This window comes from Imbroritus primus, assembly GCF_964332355.1.
Taxonomy (GTDB): Bacteria; Pseudomonadota; Gammaproteobacteria; order Burkholderiales; family Burkholderiaceae; genus Imbroritus; species Imbroritus primus.
In genome coordinates this window covers 1,011,227-1,030,767 of record NZ_OZ201293.1, presented here as the reverse complement: position 1 = coordinate 1,030,767, position 19,541 = coordinate 1,011,227, and the positions used below count along the sequence as shown (strand labels likewise).

Annotated in this window: 21 protein-coding genes; 4 read left to right on the top strand and 17 right to left on the bottom strand. The window is 61.9% G+C overall.

Annotated elements, in window-relative coordinates; genetic code table 11:
• Positions 1–42: 42 nt before the first annotated feature.
• The 4 genes from ACQ3C8_RS04720 to ACQ3C8_RS04705 all read left to right on the top strand — a co-directional run bounded on the left by ACQ3C8_RS04720 (position 43) and on the right by ACQ3C8_RS04705 (position 2,228).
• The gene (locus ACQ3C8_RS04720; protein WP_428852639.1) at positions 43–435 is read left to right on the top strand and encodes a COG4315 family predicted lipoprotein; all 393 of its coding nucleotides are present in this window, start codon (positions 43–45) and stop codon (positions 433–435) included.
• Between the two features lie 65 nt (positions 436–500).
• Positions 501–1,007: an RNA polymerase sigma factor gene (locus tag ACQ3C8_RS04715; RefSeq protein WP_428852638.1), complete on the top strand. Its 507-nt coding sequence runs from the start codon at positions 501–503 to the stop codon at positions 1,005–1,007.
• On the top strand, positions 1,004–1,795 hold the full coding sequence (locus ACQ3C8_RS04710; RefSeq protein WP_428852637.1) for an anti-sigma factor family protein: 792 nt from the start codon (positions 1,004–1,006) through the stop codon (positions 1,793–1,795). Before ACQ3C8_RS04715 ends, ACQ3C8_RS04710 begins: the two co-directional genes overlap by 4 nt.
• A 76-nt stretch (positions 1,796–1,871) precedes the next feature.
• Positions 1,872–2,228 carry a hypothetical protein gene (locus ACQ3C8_RS04705; RefSeq protein WP_037029311.1) on the top strand — a complete coding sequence of 119 codons (357 nt, stop codon included), beginning with the start codon at positions 1,872–1,874 and terminating at the stop codon, positions 2,226–2,228.
• Positions 2,229–2,266: 38 nt separating this feature from the next.
• On the opposite strand, the gene ACQ3C8_RS04700 is transcribed toward ACQ3C8_RS04705, so the two are convergent.
• From ACQ3C8_RS04700 to ACQ3C8_RS04620, 17 genes are all read right to left on the bottom strand, one after another.
• On the bottom strand, positions 2,267–3,172 hold the full coding sequence (locus tag ACQ3C8_RS04700) for a hypothetical protein (RefSeq protein ID WP_428852636.1): 906 nt from the start codon (positions 3,170–3,172) through the stop codon (positions 2,267–2,269).
• Positions 3,173–3,174: 2 nt separating this feature from the next.
• Positions 3,175–3,888 (bottom strand): hypothetical protein, encoded by a 714-nt coding sequence (locus ACQ3C8_RS04695; protein WP_428852635.1) that lies wholly within the window; start codon positions 3,886–3,888, stop codon positions 3,175–3,177.
• Between the two features lie 257 nt (positions 3,889–4,145).
• Positions 4,146–5,267, bottom strand: a complete 1,122-nt coding sequence (locus ACQ3C8_RS04690; protein WP_428852634.1) for a helix-turn-helix transcriptional regulator — start codon at positions 5,265–5,267, stop codon at positions 4,146–4,148.
• 136 nt (positions 5,268–5,403) lie between these two features.
• Positions 5,404–5,652 carry a GIY-YIG nuclease family protein gene (locus ACQ3C8_RS04685; protein WP_428853033.1) on the bottom strand — a complete coding sequence of 83 codons (249 nt, stop codon included), beginning with the start codon at positions 5,650–5,652 and terminating at the stop codon, positions 5,404–5,406.
• Between the two features lie 49 nt (positions 5,653–5,701).
• Entirely contained in the window at positions 5,702–6,322 is a 621-nt protein-coding gene (locus tag ACQ3C8_RS04680; protein WP_428853032.1) for a glutathione S-transferase family protein, read from the bottom strand.
• A 90-nt stretch (positions 6,323–6,412) separates the two neighbouring features.
• On the bottom strand, positions 6,413–7,819 hold the full coding sequence (locus ACQ3C8_RS04675) for an alpha,alpha-trehalose-phosphate synthase (UDP-forming) (protein ID WP_428852633.1): 1,407 nt from the start codon (positions 7,817–7,819) through the stop codon (positions 6,413–6,415).
• A 68-nt stretch (positions 7,820–7,887) separates the two neighbouring features.
• Positions 7,888–8,640, bottom strand: coding sequence for a trehalose-phosphatase (otsB, locus tag ACQ3C8_RS04670; RefSeq protein ID WP_428852632.1), 753 nt, complete (start codon positions 8,638–8,640; stop codon positions 7,888–7,890).
• A 69-nt stretch (positions 8,641–8,709) separates the two neighbouring features.
• Positions 8,710–9,312, bottom strand: a complete 603-nt coding sequence (locus ACQ3C8_RS04665) for a c-type cytochrome (protein ID WP_009521423.1) — start codon at positions 9,310–9,312, stop codon at positions 8,710–8,712.
• Positions 9,299–10,588, bottom strand: a complete 1,290-nt coding sequence (gene soxC, locus ACQ3C8_RS04660; protein ID WP_428852631.1) for a sulfite dehydrogenase — start codon at positions 10,586–10,588, stop codon at positions 9,299–9,301. Before soxC ends, ACQ3C8_RS04665 begins: the two co-directional genes overlap by 14 nt.
• Positions 10,589–10,924: 336 nt before the next feature.
• A complete protein-coding gene (locus ACQ3C8_RS04655; protein WP_037029315.1) occupies positions 10,925–11,437 on the bottom strand; it encodes a glycine zipper 2TM domain-containing protein in 513 nt (170 codons plus the stop codon).
• A gap of 146 nt (positions 11,438–11,583) precedes the next feature.
• The gene (locus tag ACQ3C8_RS04650; RefSeq protein ID WP_009521426.1) at positions 11,584–12,024 is read right to left on the bottom strand and encodes a CBS domain-containing protein; all 441 of its coding nucleotides are present in this window, start codon (positions 12,022–12,024) and stop codon (positions 11,584–11,586) included.
• A gap of 187 nt (positions 12,025–12,211) precedes the next feature.
• Positions 12,212–12,547 (bottom strand): monovalent cation/H(+) antiporter subunit G, encoded by a 336-nt coding sequence (mnhG, locus tag ACQ3C8_RS04645; protein ID WP_009521427.1) that lies wholly within the window; start codon positions 12,545–12,547, stop codon positions 12,212–12,214.
• Positions 12,544–12,822, bottom strand: a complete 279-nt coding sequence (locus ACQ3C8_RS04640) for a K+/H+ antiporter subunit F (RefSeq protein WP_009521428.1) — start codon at positions 12,820–12,822, stop codon at positions 12,544–12,546. The genes mnhG and ACQ3C8_RS04640 overlap by 4 nt, the downstream gene beginning before the upstream one ends.
• A 10-nt stretch (positions 12,823–12,832) precedes the next feature.
• Positions 12,833–13,327: a Na+/H+ antiporter subunit E gene (locus ACQ3C8_RS04635; RefSeq protein ID WP_009521429.1), complete on the bottom strand. Its 495-nt coding sequence runs from the start codon at positions 13,325–13,327 to the stop codon at positions 12,833–12,835.
• Positions 13,324–14,952, bottom strand: coding sequence for a monovalent cation/H+ antiporter subunit D (locus ACQ3C8_RS04630; protein WP_428852630.1), 1,629 nt, complete (start codon positions 14,950–14,952; stop codon positions 13,324–13,326). Before ACQ3C8_RS04630 ends, ACQ3C8_RS04635 begins: the two co-directional genes overlap by 4 nt.
• Positions 14,949–15,293, bottom strand: a complete 345-nt coding sequence (locus ACQ3C8_RS04625; protein WP_009521431.1) for a Na+/H+ antiporter subunit C — start codon at positions 15,291–15,293, stop codon at positions 14,949–14,951. Before ACQ3C8_RS04625 ends, ACQ3C8_RS04630 begins: the two co-directional genes overlap by 4 nt.
• Positions 15,293–18,196, bottom strand: a complete 2,904-nt coding sequence (locus ACQ3C8_RS04620; RefSeq protein ID WP_428852629.1) for a monovalent cation/H+ antiporter subunit A — start codon at positions 18,194–18,196, stop codon at positions 15,293–15,295. The genes ACQ3C8_RS04625 and ACQ3C8_RS04620 overlap by 1 nt, the downstream gene beginning before the upstream one ends.
• Between the last annotated feature and the right edge of the window lie 1,345 nt (positions 18,197–19,541).

Below are 19,541 nucleotides of genomic sequence, written 5' to 3'. Positions count from 1 at the left end.
CAGCGGCACACCGCCGCGGCCCCCACACCTCAAGGAGACACCATGCAAACCCAACGCTCTCTTCCGTTCGCCCGCTGGGCAGCCGCTTCGGCAGCCGCCATCGTCCTGACTGCCTGCGGCGCCATGCCCGGCTCCCAGGCCACCGCACCGGCGACCATGACCAACGGCATGCTGGTCGGTCCCAATGGCATGACCCTGTACACCTTCGACCGGGACAGCGGCGGCAAGAGCGTGTGCAACGGCCAATGCGCCGCCAACTGGCCGCCGCTGCTGGCACACGGCCCGGTGAGCGGGGACTTCGGGCTGATCACCCGCGACGACGGGCAGCAGCAGGTCACCTACAAAGGCAAGCCGCTGTACTACTGGGTCAAGGACCAGAAACCCGGCGACAAGAGCGGCGATGGCGTCAACAACGTCTGGCGCGTGGCGAAGTAACTGCGGCGGGACTATCATGACGGTGTGGGGCATTCGCCCCGCGCCTGCCACGCTGCAGAACACGCATGACCGACCTGACTGAGCACCTGCCACGCCTGCGCCGTTACGCCCGCGCCCTGACCGGCGACGCGCATGCGGCCGACGACCTGGTCCAGGACACGCTCGAACGGGCGTTGTCCCGCTTCCGGTTGTTCCGCCCGGGCACGCGTCCGGAAGCCTGGCTGCTGTCCATCATGCACAACCTGTTCGTCAGCCAGGTCCGCCAGCGTGGCACACGGCCGCAGACCACACCGCTTGACGAGGCCCACGCCATGCCCGCGATACGCGGTACCGAAGGCGACCGGCTGGCTCTGCGCGACCTTGACCGTGCCCTGGCCCAGTTGACGCCGGAACAGCGCGAAGTCCTCCTGCTGGTATCGCTCGAGGAGCTGACATATGAAGAGACCGCACGCGTACTGGGGATTCCCGTCGGCACGGTGATGTCCCGGCTGTCGCGGGCGCGCGACCGGCTGCGCGAGATCCTGGCGCAGCAATCCGGCCCCGGCCCGGCCCACCTGAAGGTAGTGAAATGAAACCCCCGCTCGATTCCGAACTGCATGCGCTCATTGACCGGCGCCTGTCTCCGCAGCAGGCAGCGGAGACCGAGCAGCGGCTGGCGCATCATCCCGAAGAAGCCGCGCGCGTGCGCGATTGGCGCCGACAAAAGGAAGCCCTGCACGCGGCATTCGATGGCTGGCTGGAAACCCCGGTGCCGGCCCATTTGCAGCGTGCCGCTCGACGCACGCCGCAATGGCGCTACGGTATGGCAGCGGCCTTGGCGGGGCTGGTGCTGGGCGGCGTGATCGGCTACAGCGTGCGCGGCCTATGGCCGGTGTCGTCGCCTTTGCTGGCCGAGCGCAACTATGCGACCAAGCTGCGGACGCAGGCGACCCTGGCTCATGTCACCTACTCGCCTGAAGTGCGCCACCCGGTGGAAGTCGCGGCGTCACAGGAGGCACATCTGGTGCAGTGGCTGTCCAAGCGGCTTGGCCATGCCGTTGCGATTCCGCATCTGCAGGCCCAAGGATTCGAGTTGGTTGGCGGACGCCTACTACCGGCCGGGCCCGCCCCAGCGGCGCAGTTCATGTACCAGGATGCCCGCCAGCAAAGGCTCACGCTCTACGTCCGCCCGTCGGAGGGCAATCGCGAAACGGCTTTCCGCTTTGCACGTGAGGGTGCAGTCAGTGTGTTCTATTGGGTCGACGGGCCGTTCGGCTACGCCCTGTCGGGCAGCATGCCGCGCGAAGAACTCCTGGCCGCGGCGGAGGCGGCCTATCATCAACTGGCCCGGCCGGAACAGCACCAAGCCCAGCCACGCTGAGCCGCCGGGGCAGCGGGCATGGGCTATCATCTCTCCCTGACCGATGTTGCCCCCGATGTACCCCAACGTTGCCCCAATGTCCGCGCGCCTCAATCTCACCACCCGAAAATCGCTGCTGTTCGCCCTCGCGGCCGAGCGGCTGTCGACCTTCTACGAACATGGCCAATGGCTGACCGAGGCACAAGGGGCGACGCTCGCCGCCTCATGGCTGGCACGCCATGACCTGTCGCTGCCGCATGCCGAGCGCAAGGCATTCTCGGCCCTGAGCGACGCGCTGGCGCGCGAGCTGGCCGGCACGCTGTCACGCGAGGCAGGCCTGTATACGGCGCATGAGATGATGGAAGCGCTGTCGCCGAACTACGTATCGGACATTGCGCTCGATCTGATGGACGAATGCGAGCGGCGGCTTCGGGAGGCGGAACTGGCGGAGTAATCGCATCCGCCCCCTTCCCGTGGAATGGCAATCGATGATCAGGAATCGGCAAAGAGCTTGACGCTCTTGTTGGCTTCCTCGACCTTGCCTGTCCAGTGCTCGACAATCGGCGACGGATCTTTCTCGACCGGGGCGTTCAGGTTGTTTTTCTGCACCGCCTTCAGGGCATTGGCATAGAGCGTCGCCAGTTGCGCGCGCATCTGCAGTTCCGTGATCGATTTCTCGCTATAGCGACGCATCATGATGCGCTGCGCCGAGTCGCGCGCCGGACCGGGAATCAGTTGCGTGTACTTCTGGGCCTCGGCAGCACCCGCCTCCCCGAGATGCTTGCGGGCCTGCGCCACGAAATCGCTGCTCACCGCCGCAGCCTGTTCCGGCTGCATATGTTCATCGAGCCGGCATAGATAGGACTTGTGCATAAAGCGCTTGGCGTCGGCGCTGCCGGAACGGTCCATGGACTCGTACAGCGCCTGGTGCAGCGGCACGGTGGTCAGCTTGGCTTCGTAGATCCAGCCGTAGTAGTTCAACCGGCTGCACTCCAGGCGATCGTATTTCCAGCCCTGCGGATACATTTCGTCGCGCAGCGCCTGCAGCAGCGCCGGCACGGCACGCTTGTAGTCGCCTGTTTCATGCAGCAGCTGGGCAATATGCGCATTCAGCAGGCCGCAGGCGTTGTACATGTCAGCGCGATCGGTATTCTTGAACGCCACGCCGAACGCCTGTTTGCCCAGCGGCGTGCCCGTTCCGCATTTGTCATTGAAGCGGCTTTGCAGCAAGGCCAGCGCTTTTTGGTTCTGGCCGCTCTTGCGCAACGGTACGATGTCGCTCAGGATGTATGCCTCTTCATCCTTCTTGTAGCTGTACGCGCCGGTGCTGGCGCATCCCGACACCACCAGCGCGGCCAGGAGAGCCGCAGCGGCGGGCCATCGGATGGATTTGCTCATGCTCATTGCACTCCCCACGGATTGACATCCGGCGCGGTTACCGCTTCCTGCATGGCGCGCTGCATATTGGTTTCGATATTACGTGCCTTGATGGCCGCCTGACGCTCACGCTGTGCGGTTTCGTAACGCTCGCGCTCCTCGCGCGCTGCATCCGCGGCCGCCGAACTCTCGCTCATCGAGCCAAACGCCTGTGCCACGGTACCGAGCATCGCCAGATTGCGCGCACTATTTGACGTCGATGGCGTGGTGCGCCGTGCAGTGGACGGCGGAGGCGTATAGGCCGGAGCCGGCGTATAGCTCGGCGCTGGAGTGTAGGCAGACGATGGCGTATAGGTGCCAGCATTATTCTGGGTGTTGCCCTGGGCCTGATTCTGCTGCGGCCGGCTGCCAAAGATCTGCTGGTTGCGCCGCTTCGCTTCTTCCTCGCGCTGCCGCTGCAGAGCCTCTTGCTCGCGCTTGCGGCGTTCGGCTTCCAGGCGTTCCTGTTCACGCTTCTTGAAGGGATCCACATAGACGTTGCAGCGGTAGCTTTCGCTGACGGCCACGACACCCGTCTGGATCTGCTTGGTCTCGCCAGGCTGGACGATTACCGTGAGACCATCGCCAAAGCCACCGTTAGCGTTGGCCCAGGACACATTGCATTGCTGAGCCTGGCCACTGCTGTTCTGAAGATACAGTACGGCATTGAAGCCACCGGGAGCGCCACGCTTCCACATGCGCATCTGCGCGTGGGCTGTACTGCAGACCGCCAACGACAACAACGCAGCGCCCGCACAGATCCAGCGAACCTGTGTGCGGCGTGTGGGCCTGAAAAAAAACGTACAGTTCGACATCAAGTTTCTCATGCTTTCCCTCATACGGCCGGTGGCGCGAGTTTGGGTTGATATCGTAGGGTGTATTAGCAGACCTCACATCCCGCAATCGGGGGATGTGCATTCGGGCATGCCAGCCACATTGACGTGCCCGGCATGCTCTAGTGGCCGTAAGCGAGTTGCTGTACCAGGCGGAGCAGATCGACCTGGCGGGACGTCTGTGTGCGCCGGAAAATGGATTTGAGATGCGAGCGCGCAGTTTCCAGCGAAATACCGAGGTCGAAGGCGCATGTCTTGATCGGCAGGCCCAGCATCAGCTTTTCGATCAACCGGTACTCGGCGGGCGAGATACCGAACAGCATGCGTAGCAGCATGTCGACCGGGCGCGCCTCATACTGCGCCGCGTGCACCATGACCAGCGCGAGAGGATCTTGCCCGGGCAACTGCATGCCCATGGCCTCAGGCAACGGCACAACCACGAGGTAGTAGCGTTGCAGGGGCTCGCCATACTCCAGTACTGCGCCGCCCGTGGCCAGTCTGTGCGTCAGCGCACACGCCCGCGATAGCGCCTGGGCCACTGCGATGGTACCGCTGCAAGTATGCCGCAGGCCGCGGGCAGAAAAAGGATTGCCCTTGAGGGCCAGCCAGTCGTCAGCCGCACGGTTGCCCAGCTGCACGGCGCCACGCTGATTCATGACCAGAACGGGAAAGGTGAAGGCATCCAGCACGCGCATCGCCAGCTCACCCTGACGCTGCAGGACATGCAGATGATGGCGCAAGCGGGCCGCCTGCTCGAAATGGGGTTGCAGCCAGCGCAGGATGGCGGAGTTGTCTGGCATCGCGCGCTCGCGCACATCGTCACCGCTCTGCAGCGAGAGGAAGCACTCCACCCGGTCGGTCTTCAGCAGCGGCGTGGCCTGCACCGAGTTGAGATCGTAGGCACGCAAGAACTCTTGGTGAAACTCGCCTTTCTGGAGAATCTTGCCATCCAGATCGCGGTAATCGACAAACCAGTCGCCCACGTCATAACGGTCCGCTATGTCGTAGCCTGGATCGTAAGCGTAGTAATGGGCGATGTATTCCTGCAGCAGCCGATTGTCGATATTCGACTGGTCGCTGATGAACGCAGCCTTGGTCTGCCGGTCGCGCAGCAGCATGCACGCCGACGCCGACTCAGTCAGACTGCGGATCTGTTCCAATGCCCCGGCCCACCCACCCGGCGCAAGTACCCCTTCATAGAGCGAATGGGCGATTTCCAGCGCCTTCTGTTCCCCCGTCACCATGCCCCCGGCCCTGCTTTATTCTTGAATAGACCCAATACATGAGCCCGATAGTAGCCCAAGGGCGTGACAAACTGCATCGCCACATACCCCACTCAAGTTGGGTATCCGGAACTATCCGGGAACATACAGGACGCTGTCAGTCTTGACGCGGGATCGCGGACAGGCTCGCACAGTAGTCGCGCTTGGCGGCAGCCGTCATGCGCTTGACTGCCAGCTCGGCCTTGAGCGCGTCCGAACGCGTGCCGCAGGCGACGGCGCCGGCAATGCGCAGGGGCGGATGTGAACGGGTATAGCGCGCGCCTTTCCCCGCCTGATGCTGCGAGAAGCGGCGCGCCACGTCGGTGGTGATGCCGGTGTACAGCGAGCCACCCGCGCACTCGAGAATCTAGAGGTACCAGACGGACACGGGCGGACGCTAGGGAAGAAACCTACGTTCAGGAGAGCGGCGCATCCAGCAGTTCGCGCGCGGCCGGGCGGTTACGCATCTCGGCGTACCAGCGTGCGATATGGGGTCGTTCCACCTGCGGCTGCGGCAGGTTGCTCCAGCGATGGATTTCGCAGGCAATCGGGATATCCGCCATGGTGAACTGCTCGCCGGCCATGTAGCGATGGCGCGCGAGATGCGCATCCACGATTGCCATCAATGGTTCGGTTGCGGCATTCGACGCTTCGATCTGCGCGGGCTGTCGCTCGGCTTCCGGTGTCCGGATCCATTGCCAGAAACTACCTTTGGTGGCCGGGTTGAGACGGGTCTGCTGCCAGTCCATCCAGCGCTCGGCAGTAAACCGGGCCTGCAGGTCCTCGGGATAGAGCGTCCCGGCCGCGTAGCGGGCCGCAAGGTATCGCACAATCACGTTCGATTCCCAGAGCAGGTAACCATCGTCGTCCAGCAGGGGGACCAGGCCATTGGGGTTCATTGCCTGGTAGTCGGCGGTGTCGACGATGCCAAACTGCCGTCCCGCATCCACCCGTTCAAATGGCACGCCGGTCTCCCGCACGGCCCACACGACTTTCATGACATTGATGGAATTCATCCGCCCCCAGATCCGCAGCATGTCCGCCCTCTCCCTCTTTTCTTCTGTTCGATTCGCGTTGCGCCCGGCATAGCGCCAGAGCAAGACGACAGCATACCCGAGGGCCCGGATTCATGTCACGACGGCTGTCGTCTCGCAAGCTGTCAGCACATCGAGGAAGGCTTTGCGCCACCAGTGGATATCCTGGTCGCGCAGCCGCATCATCAGCGCGCGATGCCGTTCGATCCGCTCCTCGGGCGGCATGCTCAGGGCGCGGCGGATCGCCTCGGCCGTTCCATCGATGTCATAGGGATTGACCAGCAAGGCCTCACGCAATTGCTCCGCGGCGCCGGCGAAGCGGGACAGCACCAGCACGCCAGGATCACGCTCATCCTGGGCGGCGATGTATTCCTTGGCGACGAGATTCATGCCATCGCGCAGCGGCGTCACCAGCGCCACCCGACACGCCCGATACAGGCCCGCGATGCGTTTGCGCGCCACGTTGCGGTGCAGGTAACGGATCGGTGTCCAGTCGAGTTCACCATAGTCGCCGTTGATACCACCACAGATCTGGTCCATGGCATGGCGCAGATCCTCATAGGCATCGACATCCTCCCGGCTCGGCGCGGCGATCTGGATCAGCGTGGCGATGCTGCGGTTTTCCGGATACTTGTCGAGCAGCATGCGGAACGCTTGCATACGCTGTGGAAGACCTTTCGAGTAGTCCAGCCGGTCGACACCGATCAGCAATTGCCGGCGCGAGTATTCGGTGCGCATGCGCTGGTACATATCACGGCCTTCGCGTGCAGTGGCGAGCGCGACGAATTCATCGACATCGATCGATACTGGAAATGCGCCAGCCTGCAGGAGACGTCCGAATGCGCGAAAGCGCTGGCCCGACAGCATCTCGACCGCCACCTGGGATTCGGTGGCCAGGAAACGTGCGAAATGCCCGACATCGCGTTCGCTCTGGAACCCGACCAGATCGTAGGAGAACAGGCAGCGCACGAGCCACTGGCACTGAGGAATCGCCGCGAGGATGATCGGTGGCGGCAAGGGAATGTGCAGGAAGAAGCCAATGCGGTTGGTGCAGCCAAGACGGCGCAGTTCCGCAGCCAACGGAATCAGGTGATAGTCGTGGACCCAGACGATATCCTCGGGCTTGAGCAAGGGCATAAGCCGCCGGGCAAACATGCTGTTCACGCGATGATAGCCTGCCGCAAACCCGGCTTCGAACTGAGCCAGGTCGAGCCGGTTATGAAACACCGGCCACAACACACCGTTGGCATAGCCGCTGTAATACGCTTCGTAGTCATCACGGCACAGATCGACCGTCGCAAGCGTGACCCGCCCGGCGCGCTGCACATGCAACGGTGGATCGTCCATATTTGCATGTGTAGTTTCCAGAATTTTCCCGCTCCAGCCAAACCACAATCCACCGGATTGCTGCAGGCTCTCACCGAGCGCGACGGCAAGTCCGCCGGCGGTGCTGTTGCGGGGATCGGCAGTGCGGTTGGACACCACCACCAGGCGCGACATGGGATTTGGACCTCCTTGATAAGCCAGTGCGATCCATGATGCCGGCCGGTCGGATGCTAACGCGGCAGTTAATTGAGTAGTTGCCTGAGCAAGAGATGCACCGCAGCGGGATCGCTGATCCGGTAGCCTGCAAGGGTCGTGCCCGCGCCGACCTTGATGCCAATACCCTGGGCGGCATGCACGGCAGCAAAGCCGGACTCATCGGTGACATCGTCCCCGATGAACACCGGGATCCTGCCGGCGAATGGCGACAGGTGCATAAAGTCATGTATCGCACCGCCCTTGTCGAGGTTGGCAGCCTTGACCTCCACGACCATCTTGCCGTGCAGCACGGTCACGCCCGGCAGATCATGGGCGGCCGCTCGCATGGTATCTAGGCAAAGGGCGGCGCGTTCCGGCGCCTGACGGTAGTGCAGCGCGAGGGCGCCATGCTTGCGCTCGACCACCAGACGGGCATCGCGTGCCGCCAGTGCCGCTGCAGCCGCCTCCACTGCCGTCAACGAGGGGACCGGCATCTGCACCAGCGGGCCACCTGCAAGCCGCCGCTCCGCACCATGGGTGCCGGCGCACGTCAGTTGCAATGGCGCGAGGAAGGCATCGAGCTGTGCAACCGGGCGGCCGGACACGATGGCCAGCGCGCCATCGAAGCGTTGCTGCAGCATGCCAAGCATGCCTGGCAGGGATGGCGGCAGGACTACCGCATCGGGTGTGGAAGCCAGCTCGGCAAGGGTGCCGTCGAAATCGAGGAACAGTGCGCTGGGCTGCGCAAACAGGTCAGAGAGGTCGGCAGGGGAGGAAAAAGGCGGTGGCGAAACATGCATAGACACATGGTAGCAAACCACGTGCCACTGGGCCGGCGCATCGCCATGCACCGGCCCGCGACCGTCAGGTCAGCTGCAGTTTTCCATGCAGCGCGTAGTCTTCACATCGCCCGGACGCGGATCGCCCCGCGTGAAGCCGTTGCGGTTCGGCATGGCAACCTTGGGCAGCGACGTGGCATCGAGCGAGGCGTTGGCATCGACGATACCGTTCATGTGCAACAGGAACGCCGTCAGCGCATACACCTCGTTTGGCTTGAGCGACTGCGGACGATCCCACGGCATGGCGCGGTTGATGTAGTCATACAGCGTCGTGGCATACGGCCAGAAGCTGCCGATCGTCATCACCGGCTTGTCGCTGGTCAACGTACCCTGACCGCCCACCAGGCGCGCCGCGGTGCCGCCCTGCCCCGTTGCACCATGGCAGGCAGCGCACTGCGCGGCATACAGGGCACGCCCCTGCGCCACCGTGCCGGAACCCGGCGGCAAGCCGCTGCCATCGGGGGCGATATCGATATTCCAGCCAGCGATCTCCTGGGCTGTCGGCGTCTTGCCGAGACCATAGCGCTCCCCGGCGGGCTTGTGCACCTGCCCGGACTGGCCAGCCTGGTTGGCGCAGCCGAGAGTCAGCAATGCGGCAGCGATGGCCGCGACGCCTGCTTTATGCATGGACATTGGTAATCTCCCCGCTCGTCGCGACTTTCCAGCTCTGAATGCCGTTGTAGTGATAGAAGGATTTCGTGCCGCGCGCAGCGATCAGTTGCTGGCGCGTGGGCTGAACCGCGCCGGTCTCGTCGATCGCGCGGCTCTGCAGGATGGCGGGCTCGCCATTCCAGCGCCACGGCAGGCAGAAGCGCGTGACGGCCTTGCTCTGGATCGCGCCCTGCAGTACAGCTTCGCGCCAGTTGCGTCCACCATCGACTGACACATCCACGCTGCGGATCTTGCCACGTCCGCTCCAGGCGATCCCTGATATCTCGTAAAGTCCTTTCTCACGCAGCGTCTGCCCGCCGGATGGCGTGGTGATGACGGACTTCACATCCATCTCGAACGTAAACTCGCGCGCCTTGCCATCCGGCATCAGATCGGTGTACTTCGAGGTTTCCTCGCGCGTGTAGAACGGCTGGTTGCCGATCTTCAGGCGGCGCAGCCACTTGATGCTCATATTGCCTTCGATACCCGGCAGCAGCAGGCGCAGCGGGTAGCCCTGCTCGGGGCGCAGCCGCTCGCCGTTCTGGGCGTAGACCAGCAAGGCGTCCTTCATGGCCATCTCGAGCGGAATGCTGCGGGTCATGGCTGCGGCGTCCGCACCTTCAGCCAGCAGCCACTTGCCTTCCGGCTTGACACCAACTTCGTCGAGAATGGTCGAGAGCGGAACGCCCGTCCACTCCGAGCAGCTCAGCAGGCCATGGACATCCTGCGCGGTCTTGCCGGTCGGCTTGTTCCATTCCGCGGCACTGTTACCGGAGCACTCAAGGAAGTAAATACGGGTGAACGACGGATAGCGCATCAGGTCGTTCATCGTCAGCAGCAGCGGCCTCTCGACCAGGCCATGCACCATCAGGCGATGCTCGTCCGGGTTGATGACCGGCACGCCGGCATGATGGCGCTCAAAGAACAGGCCATTCGGCGTGATGGTGCCAAACAGGTTCTGCAGCGGCGTACGCGTAGCTGTCGGAAATGCTGCAACCGTCGCTGGCAACTTACGTACGACGTTTTTCTCGAACGGCGACGGCAGGCCATACGGCGGATTCAGGAATCCGCCTCCCTGGGTTTTCATCCAGGCCGGAACATTCGGCGGCAGATTGGCTTCACTGGCCTGCGCGGCCGGAATCAGCTTGGCTGACGCAACCGCAGCGGCAGACACCGCAGCACCGCGCGCCAGAAACGCGCGACGACCAGACGCGGGAGCGCCCGGTCCGGTTGTCTCCTGAGGCTTGTTATTCTTCATGAGTCACCTGTGACGTCGGGGGATCCTATGAGTCACATGGATGATGCAGCGGGCTCGTGTGAAATAAAAGCAAGAATTTCTTCACGAACACAAAAGAATTTCTTGCCCTACATGTCTCGAAGGTTTGTGAATCAGGGACTTAGCGTACGCTCGGAATTTTGCATCCTAGTTCATGGGGCAAGAAATCCCGGATGGCAGGACGGGGACTCGCAAAATCATCGGGGATGGAGTGGGAGGAAAGCAGTGTTGGGGTACTAGCACGGAGGGAGCCGCCCAATATACAAACGCGCCGCCCGGCATTGCTGCTGGGCGGCGCGTTTATTGGCGCATCGAAAGTCAGGCTGGGGTAACTTGGTCGTTCATCACCCGGACACGCATGCCGACCTGGAGATTGTTGGGGGAAGTTTGCGTTACCGTGGCGATGCGGCCATCATCGAGCCGGACGACAACCCGGTACAACGCCTGCTGCCCACCCTGGCTACGCTGGATCTGGTTGCCAGCCACCGCGCCGAGGACCGCGCCACCGATGGTGGCCGCTGTCTTGCCGGAGCCGCCGCCGATCTGATGGCCCAAAAGGCCGCCAGCCGCGCCACCCAGGACCGTGCCGAGAATGCCGCTGCTCGCCTGCTGGCCTTGCAACATTTCGATCGATTCAACCCGGCCATACAGCGCATAGTTGGGGGCCACGCCTTGCGGCGCCGATTGATAGCCTTGTTGCGGATAACCGCCCTGAGGATAGCCTCCCTGCGGGTAGCCGGATTGCGGGTAGTTGTTCTGGTACGCCGGAACGGCACAGCCTGCGAGGGCGACCGCGGAAGCCATCGTTGCCAACAGAAGTTTCGTTTTCATCATGTTTTCTCCATCCTGGCGGGATGCCCGCGGCATCCCATGGAGCTAGGAGCCACGCACGGAAATGTTGGTTCCGTGCCGAGGCTGCCTGGATACAAAGCGAAACAACCGATACAAATCCGGTAACGCTTGTGCGTGTGCCAGGATCAGGCTCGTTCGCCCGTAATATAGCTTTCCAGTTGGGAAATGATGAATTGCTGCTCGGAGATGATATCCTTGACGAGGTCGCCAATCGAGATCAATCCGATCAGCTTGCCGTGTTCCAGCACGGGTAGATGGCGCAGGCGGCGCTCGGTCATCAGCGCCATGCAGCGTTCGTTGTCTTCTTGCGGACCGACATAGATGACGGCGCGCGTCATGATGTCGCGCACTGGCGTCGATTTCGAGGACCGGTCCATGAGGACGATCTTGCGGGCGTAATCGCGCTCGGTCACGATCCCGACGATCTCGTCGCCCTCCATGACCAGTACGGCCCCGATGCTCTTTTCCGACATCAGGCGGATTGCATCGAACACGGGCGCATCGGGCCGGATGGTGTGCACCGTCCGGTCAGGCTTGGTCTGCAGAATCGCGGCAACGGTTTTCATGTCGTCCTCCTCGTGAGCGTGGCGCCAGGGACATCCATGTCTTCATTCTAACCAAGCTGCGGACAAAGCGCGTAAATCAATATACGCCTGACATTTTCAGCCCCCCGTGTCGGAGGCTCAGACGGGTCTGCGGTGCGACTGGCGAAAGCTTCCGGCCGAGCCACGACGTTGAGGCACAGCTCAACACTCACCCCGCCAAACGCTTATTGACACGCAGGTCGCGGTACACAGCGGCGCGCATCAGAAGCATCGACACGACCGGCGATGTCATCAGGATGAAGGCGGCAATGATCAGTTCATGAATCACCAAGCGGGACTGCAGCACGGTGAAATAGAGCATCGACGCCAGCAGCAGGCATCCAGCGCCGAGTGTGACGGTAATGGCCGGACCATGGATGCGCTGGTAAAAATTGGGCAAGCGCATCAGCCCGAGCGCACCGATCAGGGCAATGCTCCCGCCCAGGATCAGCAGGAGCGCGGTCAACAGCGCCGCCCAAGCTGGCATGTTTTCGATTGCATTCATTCAATCACCTCCCCGCGCATCAGGAATTTTGTCAAAGCGACTGTCGACACGAAGCCGAGCAAGGCAATCAGCAAGGCAAATTCGAAATAGATCGGACTACCAAAACGAATACCCAAGGTCAGGGCCAGCAACATGCAGCACATCCACAATGTATCCAGGGCAAGGACGCGGTCATGAGCGGAAGGACCGATCAACAGGCGGACGGCGCAAAACACCATGGCAAGGATCGCGCAGACGAATGCATATCCTATTGCCAGTTCCAGCAAAGAATTCATTGGCCATCCCCTATTCAAAGATTTCGATGATCGGTTTTTCGTATTGCGTCTTGATGGTATCGATCCACCATTGCTCATCGTGCAGATCGAACACATGCAGGGCCAACTCATTCTTGCCCGGCAAGATTTCCACCCACACCGTGCCCGGTGTCGAATTGATCAGGCAGGACAGCAAGGCGAGGCCGTACGGGTTTCGCAGATCCAGCGGGATCCTGATGAACTGCGAATTCAGCCCCTCCGCCTTGGCGAACAGGATGATCCGGCTGACATTGAAGCAGGACCGCACGATCTCCACCAGCGCCATCGTCAGCAGACGAAATAGTGCCAGAGGCTTGGCAAGACGCGGATACCCGATCGGCTGCAACAGCGGCGCGACCAGCACTGGCACGAGCACGCCAAGGAAGGCGCCCAGCAGCAAGTGGGCTGGGTCGAGACTCTGGTTGAGCAACAGCCACAGTAGCATCAGCGTGCCGGACACCCCCGGCGAGGGCAACCAGCGCTTCATGGCGCCTCCTTCGCTTGCTGAACGCCTGGCACCACCGGTTGGGACAGGACCCGATCGATGTATTGGCCCGGCCGGTGCAGGTCATCGCTGGCACGCTGCAGGTAGGCAAGGACCGGCGCAGCCTGAACGGTCAGCGCGACGCAGAGCACCAGCAGCAGGCCGATCGGCGCAACTTCTGTTGCTGGCAACCTGGGCGGCTTGATGTCGCCCGCCGCCCAGAACGTCCGGACGCCGAAGCGCAGCATTGCGATGATGGCCGCCCATCCGGACAGCACGATGAGCGCCATCAGCACCCATGTCACTGGAGTCACCGATGCATTAGGCGCATCCGGATTGAGCAGCGCATGAAACAGCCCGAACTTCGCAACGAAACCGGATAGCGGCGGCAAGCCGGCGATCACCAGCGCGCAACCGGCAAACGATAACCCCAGGACAGCTACCGCAGCCGGAATACCCACGCCCACGGGTTCTTCCGGCGTTTCTTCAATCGCAAAAGCTTCCATCGTCAGCGCCAGCATTTCCGCGCGCGAGGAGCTGATACGTTGAATCAGCTCAAGCAGAAGCATGAATGCCGCCAACGCCAAGGTCGACCCAAGCAGATAGTACAACCCTGCACTGATCAGCGACGCCTGGCCATAGCCGATCACTGCCAGGAGGATGCCTGACGAGACGATCGCCGCGTAACCCGCCAGTCGCCCTGGCGCTTCTGTTGCCAACATGCCGGCAGCACCAAAGGCAATGGTCGCCATGCCGCCCAGGAGCAGGACATTGAAGCCGAAGCCGGCAGCAGCGCCCGCCTCGTCGGAGAACACCAGGAGCCATACGCGCAGGATCACGTAGGCCCCGACCTTGGTCATCATGACCAGCAAGGCAGCGACAGGAGGTGATGCTGCTGCATACGTAGCCGGCAACCAGAAGCCGAGCGGCCACATCGCGCTCTTGACGAGGAACGCGATCGCCAGCACCGCCACGCCGGTCTTGAGCAGCACCAGTTCATCACCCGTGATGCCCGGCAGGCGTCCCGCCAGATCTGCCATATTGAGCGTTCCGGCACTGGCGTAGATCAATGCGACGCCGATCAGGAAGAGCAACGAAGCAACCAGGTTAATGGCGATGTACTGGATACCCGCACGCAGACGCGTGGCATTGTAGCCATGCAGAAGCAAGCCATAGGACGCTGCCAGCATGACCTCGAAGAAGACGAAGAGGTTGAATAAATCGTGCGTCAGGAACGCGCCATTGATTCCCATCAACAGAAACTGGAACAGCGAATGGAAATGCACACCGATGCGGCTCCATCGCTGCATGGAATACAACAGCGCGGCGGCAGCTATCGTTGCGGCCAGTAACAGCATCACGGCCGCAAGGCGGTCCACCATTAACGCGATACCGAACGGCGCCGCCCAGTTCGCCGCCAGGTAGACGCCGATCCCGCGCGGCCATTGGCCGCTATCGGTCAGCGAGACCAGCGCGATCGCTGTAGCCAACAGACTGATTACCGATGCCAGGCTGATGAAGAACTTGAGTTGATGCCGGCTTTCGTTGAGCGAAATCAGCAAGGTGCCGCACGCCAGCGGTAGCAGCACCGGCAGCATGATCAGGTGTTGGGACCAACCCAGGGTCATTGCTCGGGCTCCTGTCCGTCGACATGGTCAGTGCCGGTCAAGCCGCGCGCGCCGATCATCACCACTAGATAAAGGGCGGTGGTGGCAAAACCGATTACGATGGCGGTCAATACCAGCGCTTGCGGCAAAGGATCGGCGACCGTGGCCGGATCGGGCAAGCCCTTGCCGGGAACAAGCGGCGGGCGGTCGACCCAGAGACGCCCCATGACGGAGATGAACAGATTGACCGCGTACGACATCAGCAGCAGTCCGATCAGCACCTGGAACGTTCGGGGACGCAAGATCAGCCAGATGCCCGCGCCGAACAGGATGCCGATAGCAAGCGCGATGACAATTTCCATCAGATAGCCTCTTTTGTAGAAACGGTTTCCGGTATAGCGCCGCCGGCAGTCAGACGGTGACCACGGATCGACTGGTGCGCCAGCGCCACCAGGATCAACATGGTGGTGCCGACGACAGCCAGGAATACACCCAGATCGAAGAAGAAGGCGCTCGGAACATGAATTTCACCCAGCAGCGGCAGAGTGAGATGGCTGGTATGGCTGGTCAGGAAGGGATAGCCAAACACCCAGGCGCCCAAACCTGTCAGGCACGCGGCGGCCAGCCCGCATGCAATCCAGTCGTGGGGCCGGACGCGAATGTGCGACTCCACCCAGTTCGTTCCGGCCAGCATGTACTGTGTGATGATCGCTACCGCGAAGATGAGGCCCGCCACGAAACCGCCGCCCGGCAGATTATGTCCGCGGAGAAAGAAATAAACGGCGACCACCATCATGAACGGCAACAGGAAACGCAGGTACACACCGCCGACCATCAGGTAACCACTGTTGGCCTGTTCGTCAGGCGCCTGTCCGACGGCCGGATCGACATCGTTTGCCTGCTGTATGGGAACAGCGATGCTCTCCGGCGCCGGGCGAAAGCGACGCAGCAGCGCATAGACCGTCAATGCCACGATGGCGAGCACGGTGATCTCACCCATGGTATCGAAGCCACGAAAATCGACCAGGAGTACATTGACCGCGTTGGTGCCGCCGCCTCCGGATAACGAATGGAGCAGGAAGAAATCGCCGATGCTCTGCGGGGGCGGACGTACCAGCACCGCATAGCTGACCGCAGCCATGCCAAGCCCCCCTGCCACGGCAATCAGCAGGTCACGCGCGCGCCGCAGCCAGACACGACGCGGCACATCGATATTCAGTTCGCGCGGCGTGATGCGTGGCGGCAGCCATCGCAAGCCAAGCAGGATCAGTACCGTGGTTACGGTTTCAACCATCAGTTGCGTGAGGGCCAGGTCCGGTGCCGATAGCCACAGGAAGGACAGACTGGTCACGATGCCCGTACCGCCGACGAGAATCAGTGCAGCCAGACGGTGATATTTGGCCTGCCAGGCAGCCGCGATTGCACAAGCCGCGCCAATGAACCACATCAGGGCAAACAGCGGATCGATCTCCGTACGGGGCATCGCGCTCAAGACCGGCAAGGGCCACACCAGAAGAAGGGGTGCCCCCACCAGCATCAGCATCATCAGCAGCAACTGCGGCTGCAAACGCTGTGCGCCAAGCCATTTCACCAGCGACGAGGCGCCCAGTTGCAGGTACGTCATGATGCGTTCGTACATCCGCGCGCCATTGAACCGGTACAGCACGGGCGCCTGGTCACTCTGGAGCAGCCCATAGTACTTGCGCAGCACGATATAGATGGCAATGCCGCCAACCAGGGCGACAATGCTCATCAGGAGCGGCAGGTTGATGCCATGCCAGACGGCCAGTTCATAAGCGGGCGTGGCCTGGCCAAGCACGGAAACAACAGCCATATGCAGGATCGGCCCTACACTTGGGCCGGGGACGGCGCCCACCACGAGGCATAGCAGCACCAGGAACTCCACTGGAAAGCGCATCCAGCGCGGCGGCTCGTGCGGCACCCGGGGCAAGTCGCGCGCTGGCTGGCCGAAGAACACGCTAATGAATCGGAGTGAGTACGTCACGCTGAAAATACCCATCGCCACTGCCGCAATCGACATGTTCCAGTCTTCCGTGCCGCCTACCAGTGCGGTCTCGGCAAAGAACATTTCCTTGGACAGGAATCCATTCAGCAGCGGCACCCCGGCCATCGCGGCGCTGGCGACGATCGCCAGCGTGCTGGTATAGGGAAGCATCCGGTAAAGGCCACGCAGCTGACGCATATCGCGCGTACCGGTTTCGTGATCGATGATGCCGGCCGCCATGAACAGCGAGGCTTTGAAAATGGCATGGTTCAGCGTATGAAACACGGCGGCGACGAGCGCCAGGGGCGTTCCGAGACCGAGCAGTACCGTGATCAAGCCCAGGTGGCTAATGGTGGAATAGGCCAACAGCCCTTTCAGATCATGCTGGAAAATGGCGAGAAACGAGCCAACCAGCATCGTGCATGTCCCGGCACCCGCGATGATCCAAGTCCACTCAGGAGTACCCGATAACGTCGGCCACAGACGCATGAGCAGAAACACCCCTGCCTTGACCATGGTAGCCGAATGCAGGTAGGCCGATACCGGCGTCGGCGCGGCCATGGCATGTGGCAACCAGAAATGAAACGGGAACTGTGCGCTCTTGGTGAGCGCGCCAAGTGCAACGAGCACCAGCGCCACCACATACAAGGAATGTGCGCGGACCTTGTCGCCAGCAGCCAGCACTGCGTCGAGCTCATAGCTGCCGGCGATATGTCCGAGTACCAGTACGCCGACCAGCAGGCACAAGCCGCCGGTGGCGGTGACCGTAAACGCCATCCGCGCCCCGCGCCGGGCATCGATGCGATGGTGCCAGTAGCCGATCAGCAACAGCGAGGTCAGGCTGGTCAATTCCCAGAACACGACCAACTGAATCAGATTGCCCGACAGCACCACGCCCAGCATCGAGCCCATGAAGGCCAACAGGAAGGAAAAAAAACGCTGCACCGGATCCGCGGGCGACATGTAGTAGCGTGCATACAGCGCCACCAGCAAGCCAATCAACAGCACCAGCATGACAAATAACCAGGCCAGGCCATCCATGCGCAAAGCAAAACTAACGCCATATCCTGGCAGCCATTCCGCCTGATAGCGCTCGATTGCCCCGCCACTAATCTGCGGATAAAGAGGCGCCGTCAGCAACAATCCAAACAAAGCGATGGCGCCAGTCAAGACTGCTTCCCCATTACGGGCGTTGGCAGGCAGGCATGCGGCGATGATGCTGCCAATAAAGGGAACAAGGACTAGCGTCAGCAGTAGCATTGGCTATGAGAAAAATGCTGTTATATGGGAGCGATGAGTGTATTCGAACTTTGTCGCAATCCTCATCACGGATTCATTACCAAGGGCGCGTCGACGAAGGCCATAGGCGCCTCGGGACAGAGACTCGGGCACTCGGAGCATCAAAGGACCAATCCATCCGGATTCCTGAGATCCTTATCTTTTCAGATGCATCACAGCGAACTGCGGTCCTCACGCTCGGGCGTCCCGTTTCCATCGCTCCGCCCGGGTAATCCGTCACCCCGGCAAGACGCCATGCCGGAACCGGCTTGGAGCAGCGCTTGTCGAACACGTAGCGTCCAGCTTCCGCGACCACGCGCCGACGTACCGCCAGCAAGGATCTCTGCCAGATGCGCAGCCGCGTACAGATCGAGCCAGCGCCCTTCTTCATGCCTTAGTACGGCGAGTAGAACACTGCCTGTGCCACACCATCCCAGCTGGCATACGACCTCATGGATGCCGACTCCCTGGCTGGGAGCGTTGCATGGGGTCGCGTGGGAGAACACAGCTCACTCGCGGATCTCCGCCATCGAAGTGCGCCCGAAACCGGGGGACCAGGAAGAGCTCGGCCACCGCCGTCAGGAGCTTTTGTCGCTTTTTCTGGCTTTTGGTTCTTATCGCACACGTCTTTTCTGAACTGGCCAGTTCATTTTATTTTGCTTTCGGCGAAAAGCAACACTTTGCCGAACTTCCAGGATATCCAGTCCCGTACCTTGTGCACTACGGTGAGACAAGGCGCGCACGCAGCACAATAGTGCACGATAGCGCCGCGGATACGCCACTGGGACTTGCCAGAAGAATGCAAGAACCACGACAAACCCAGCAAGGATGTTCGAGTTTTACCGCGCTGCTCGAGGGATCCTCGGGGGTCCGGCAGCGGCATCAAACCGACCCGTAAGAGAAGGCGCCCTCCTTTGCTCCGGGCCACCATGCCCGGTGAGTGAGCCACTCAACCCAAGACGGGTTTAGCGTTGCTATGCCATCCGCCCGTGCCGTTTCATCGTAGCCTGCCCACCGTGCACTGCCACCTGCATTTTACGCGAGCAGCCTGCTCCGGTAGAATGCGCACTCTGCCGCCTGGGTGGTGGAATTGGTAGACACAAGGGACTTAAATTTGATTGAGCACCGGGCTGCGAAAGCGCCCGCGTGAATCCCCTCAAATTCGGCGAACCCCCTGGCCTCATGGCCGAGGCAACGCCGAGCCAAGCTCAGTGATGAGAAGGTGTAGAGACTAGACGGGGGGCGCCTACCGCGCATCGCGCCACGGCGAAGGCATAGTCCAGCGCACGAACGGCCAACCGGCGGCGAAAGTCGCAGTGTGACGAAA

Bases quoted from the DNA above. Each gene is read 5' to 3' on its own strand.
- ACQ3C8_RS04720 (WP_428852639.1), top strand. From the start codon at position 43: ATGCAAACCCAACGCTCTCTTCCGTTCGCCCGCTGGGCAGCCGCTTCG.
- ACQ3C8_RS04715 (WP_428852638.1), top strand. From the start codon at position 501: ATGACCGACCTGACTGAGCACCTGCCACGCCTGCGCCGTTACGCCCGC.
- ACQ3C8_RS04710 (WP_428852637.1), top strand. From the start codon at position 1,004: ATGAAACCCCCGCTCGATTCCGAACTGCATGCGCTCATTGACCGGCGC.
- ACQ3C8_RS04705 (WP_037029311.1), top strand. From the start codon at position 1,872: ATGTCCGCGCGCCTCAATCTCACCACCCGAAAATCGCTGCTGTTCGCC.
- ACQ3C8_RS04700 (WP_428852636.1), bottom strand. From the start codon at position 3,172: ATGAGCAAATCCATCCGATGGCCCGCCGCTGCGGCTCTCCTGGCCGCG.
- ACQ3C8_RS04695 (WP_428852635.1), bottom strand. From the start codon at position 3,888: ATGTGGAAGCGTGGCGCTCCCGGTGGCTTCAATGCCGTACTGTATCTT.
- ACQ3C8_RS04690 (WP_428852634.1), bottom strand. From the start codon at position 5,267: ATGGTGACGGGGGAACAGAAGGCGCTGGAAATCGCCCATTCGCTCTAT.
- ACQ3C8_RS04680 (WP_428853032.1), bottom strand. From the start codon at position 6,322: ATGCTGCGGATCTGGGGGCGGATGAATTCCATCAATGTCATGAAAGTC.
- ACQ3C8_RS04675 (WP_428852633.1), bottom strand. From the start codon at position 7,819: ATGTCGCGCCTGGTGGTGGTGTCCAACCGCACTGCCGATCCCCGCAAC.
- otsB (WP_428852632.1), bottom strand. From the start codon at position 8,640: ATGCATGTTTCGCCACCGCCTTTTTCCTCCCCTGCCGACCTCTCTGAC.
- ACQ3C8_RS04665 (WP_009521423.1), bottom strand. From the start codon at position 9,312: ATGTCCATGCATAAAGCAGGCGTCGCGGCCATCGCTGCCGCATTGCTG.
- soxC (WP_428852631.1), bottom strand. From the start codon at position 10,588: ATGAAGAATAACAAGCCTCAGGAGACAACCGGACCGGGCGCTCCCGCG.
- ACQ3C8_RS04655 (WP_037029315.1), bottom strand. From the start codon at position 11,437: ATGAAAACGAAACTTCTGTTGGCAACGATGGCTTCCGCGGTCGCCCTC.
- ACQ3C8_RS04650 (WP_009521426.1), bottom strand. From the start codon at position 12,024: ATGAAAACCGTTGCCGCGATTCTGCAGACCAAGCCTGACCGGACGGTG.
- mnhG (WP_009521427.1), bottom strand. From the start codon at position 12,547: ATGAATGCAATCGAAAACATGCCAGCTTGGGCGGCGCTGTTGACCGCG.
- ACQ3C8_RS04640 (WP_009521428.1), bottom strand. From the start codon at position 12,822: ATGAATTCTTTGCTGGAACTGGCAATAGGATATGCATTCGTCTGCGCG.
- ACQ3C8_RS04635 (WP_009521429.1), bottom strand. From the start codon at position 13,327: ATGAAGCGCTGGTTGCCCTCGCCGGGGGTGTCCGGCACGCTGATGCTA.
- ACQ3C8_RS04630 (WP_428852630.1), bottom strand. From the start codon at position 14,952: ATGACCCTGGGTTGGTCCCAACACCTGATCATGCTGCCGGTGCTGCTA.
- ACQ3C8_RS04625 (WP_009521431.1), bottom strand. From the start codon at position 15,293: ATGGAAATTGTCATCGCGCTTGCTATCGGCATCCTGTTCGGCGCGGGC.
- ACQ3C8_RS04620 (WP_428852629.1), bottom strand. From the start codon at position 18,196: ATGCTACTGCTGACGCTAGTCCTTGTTCCCTTTATTGGCAGCATCATC.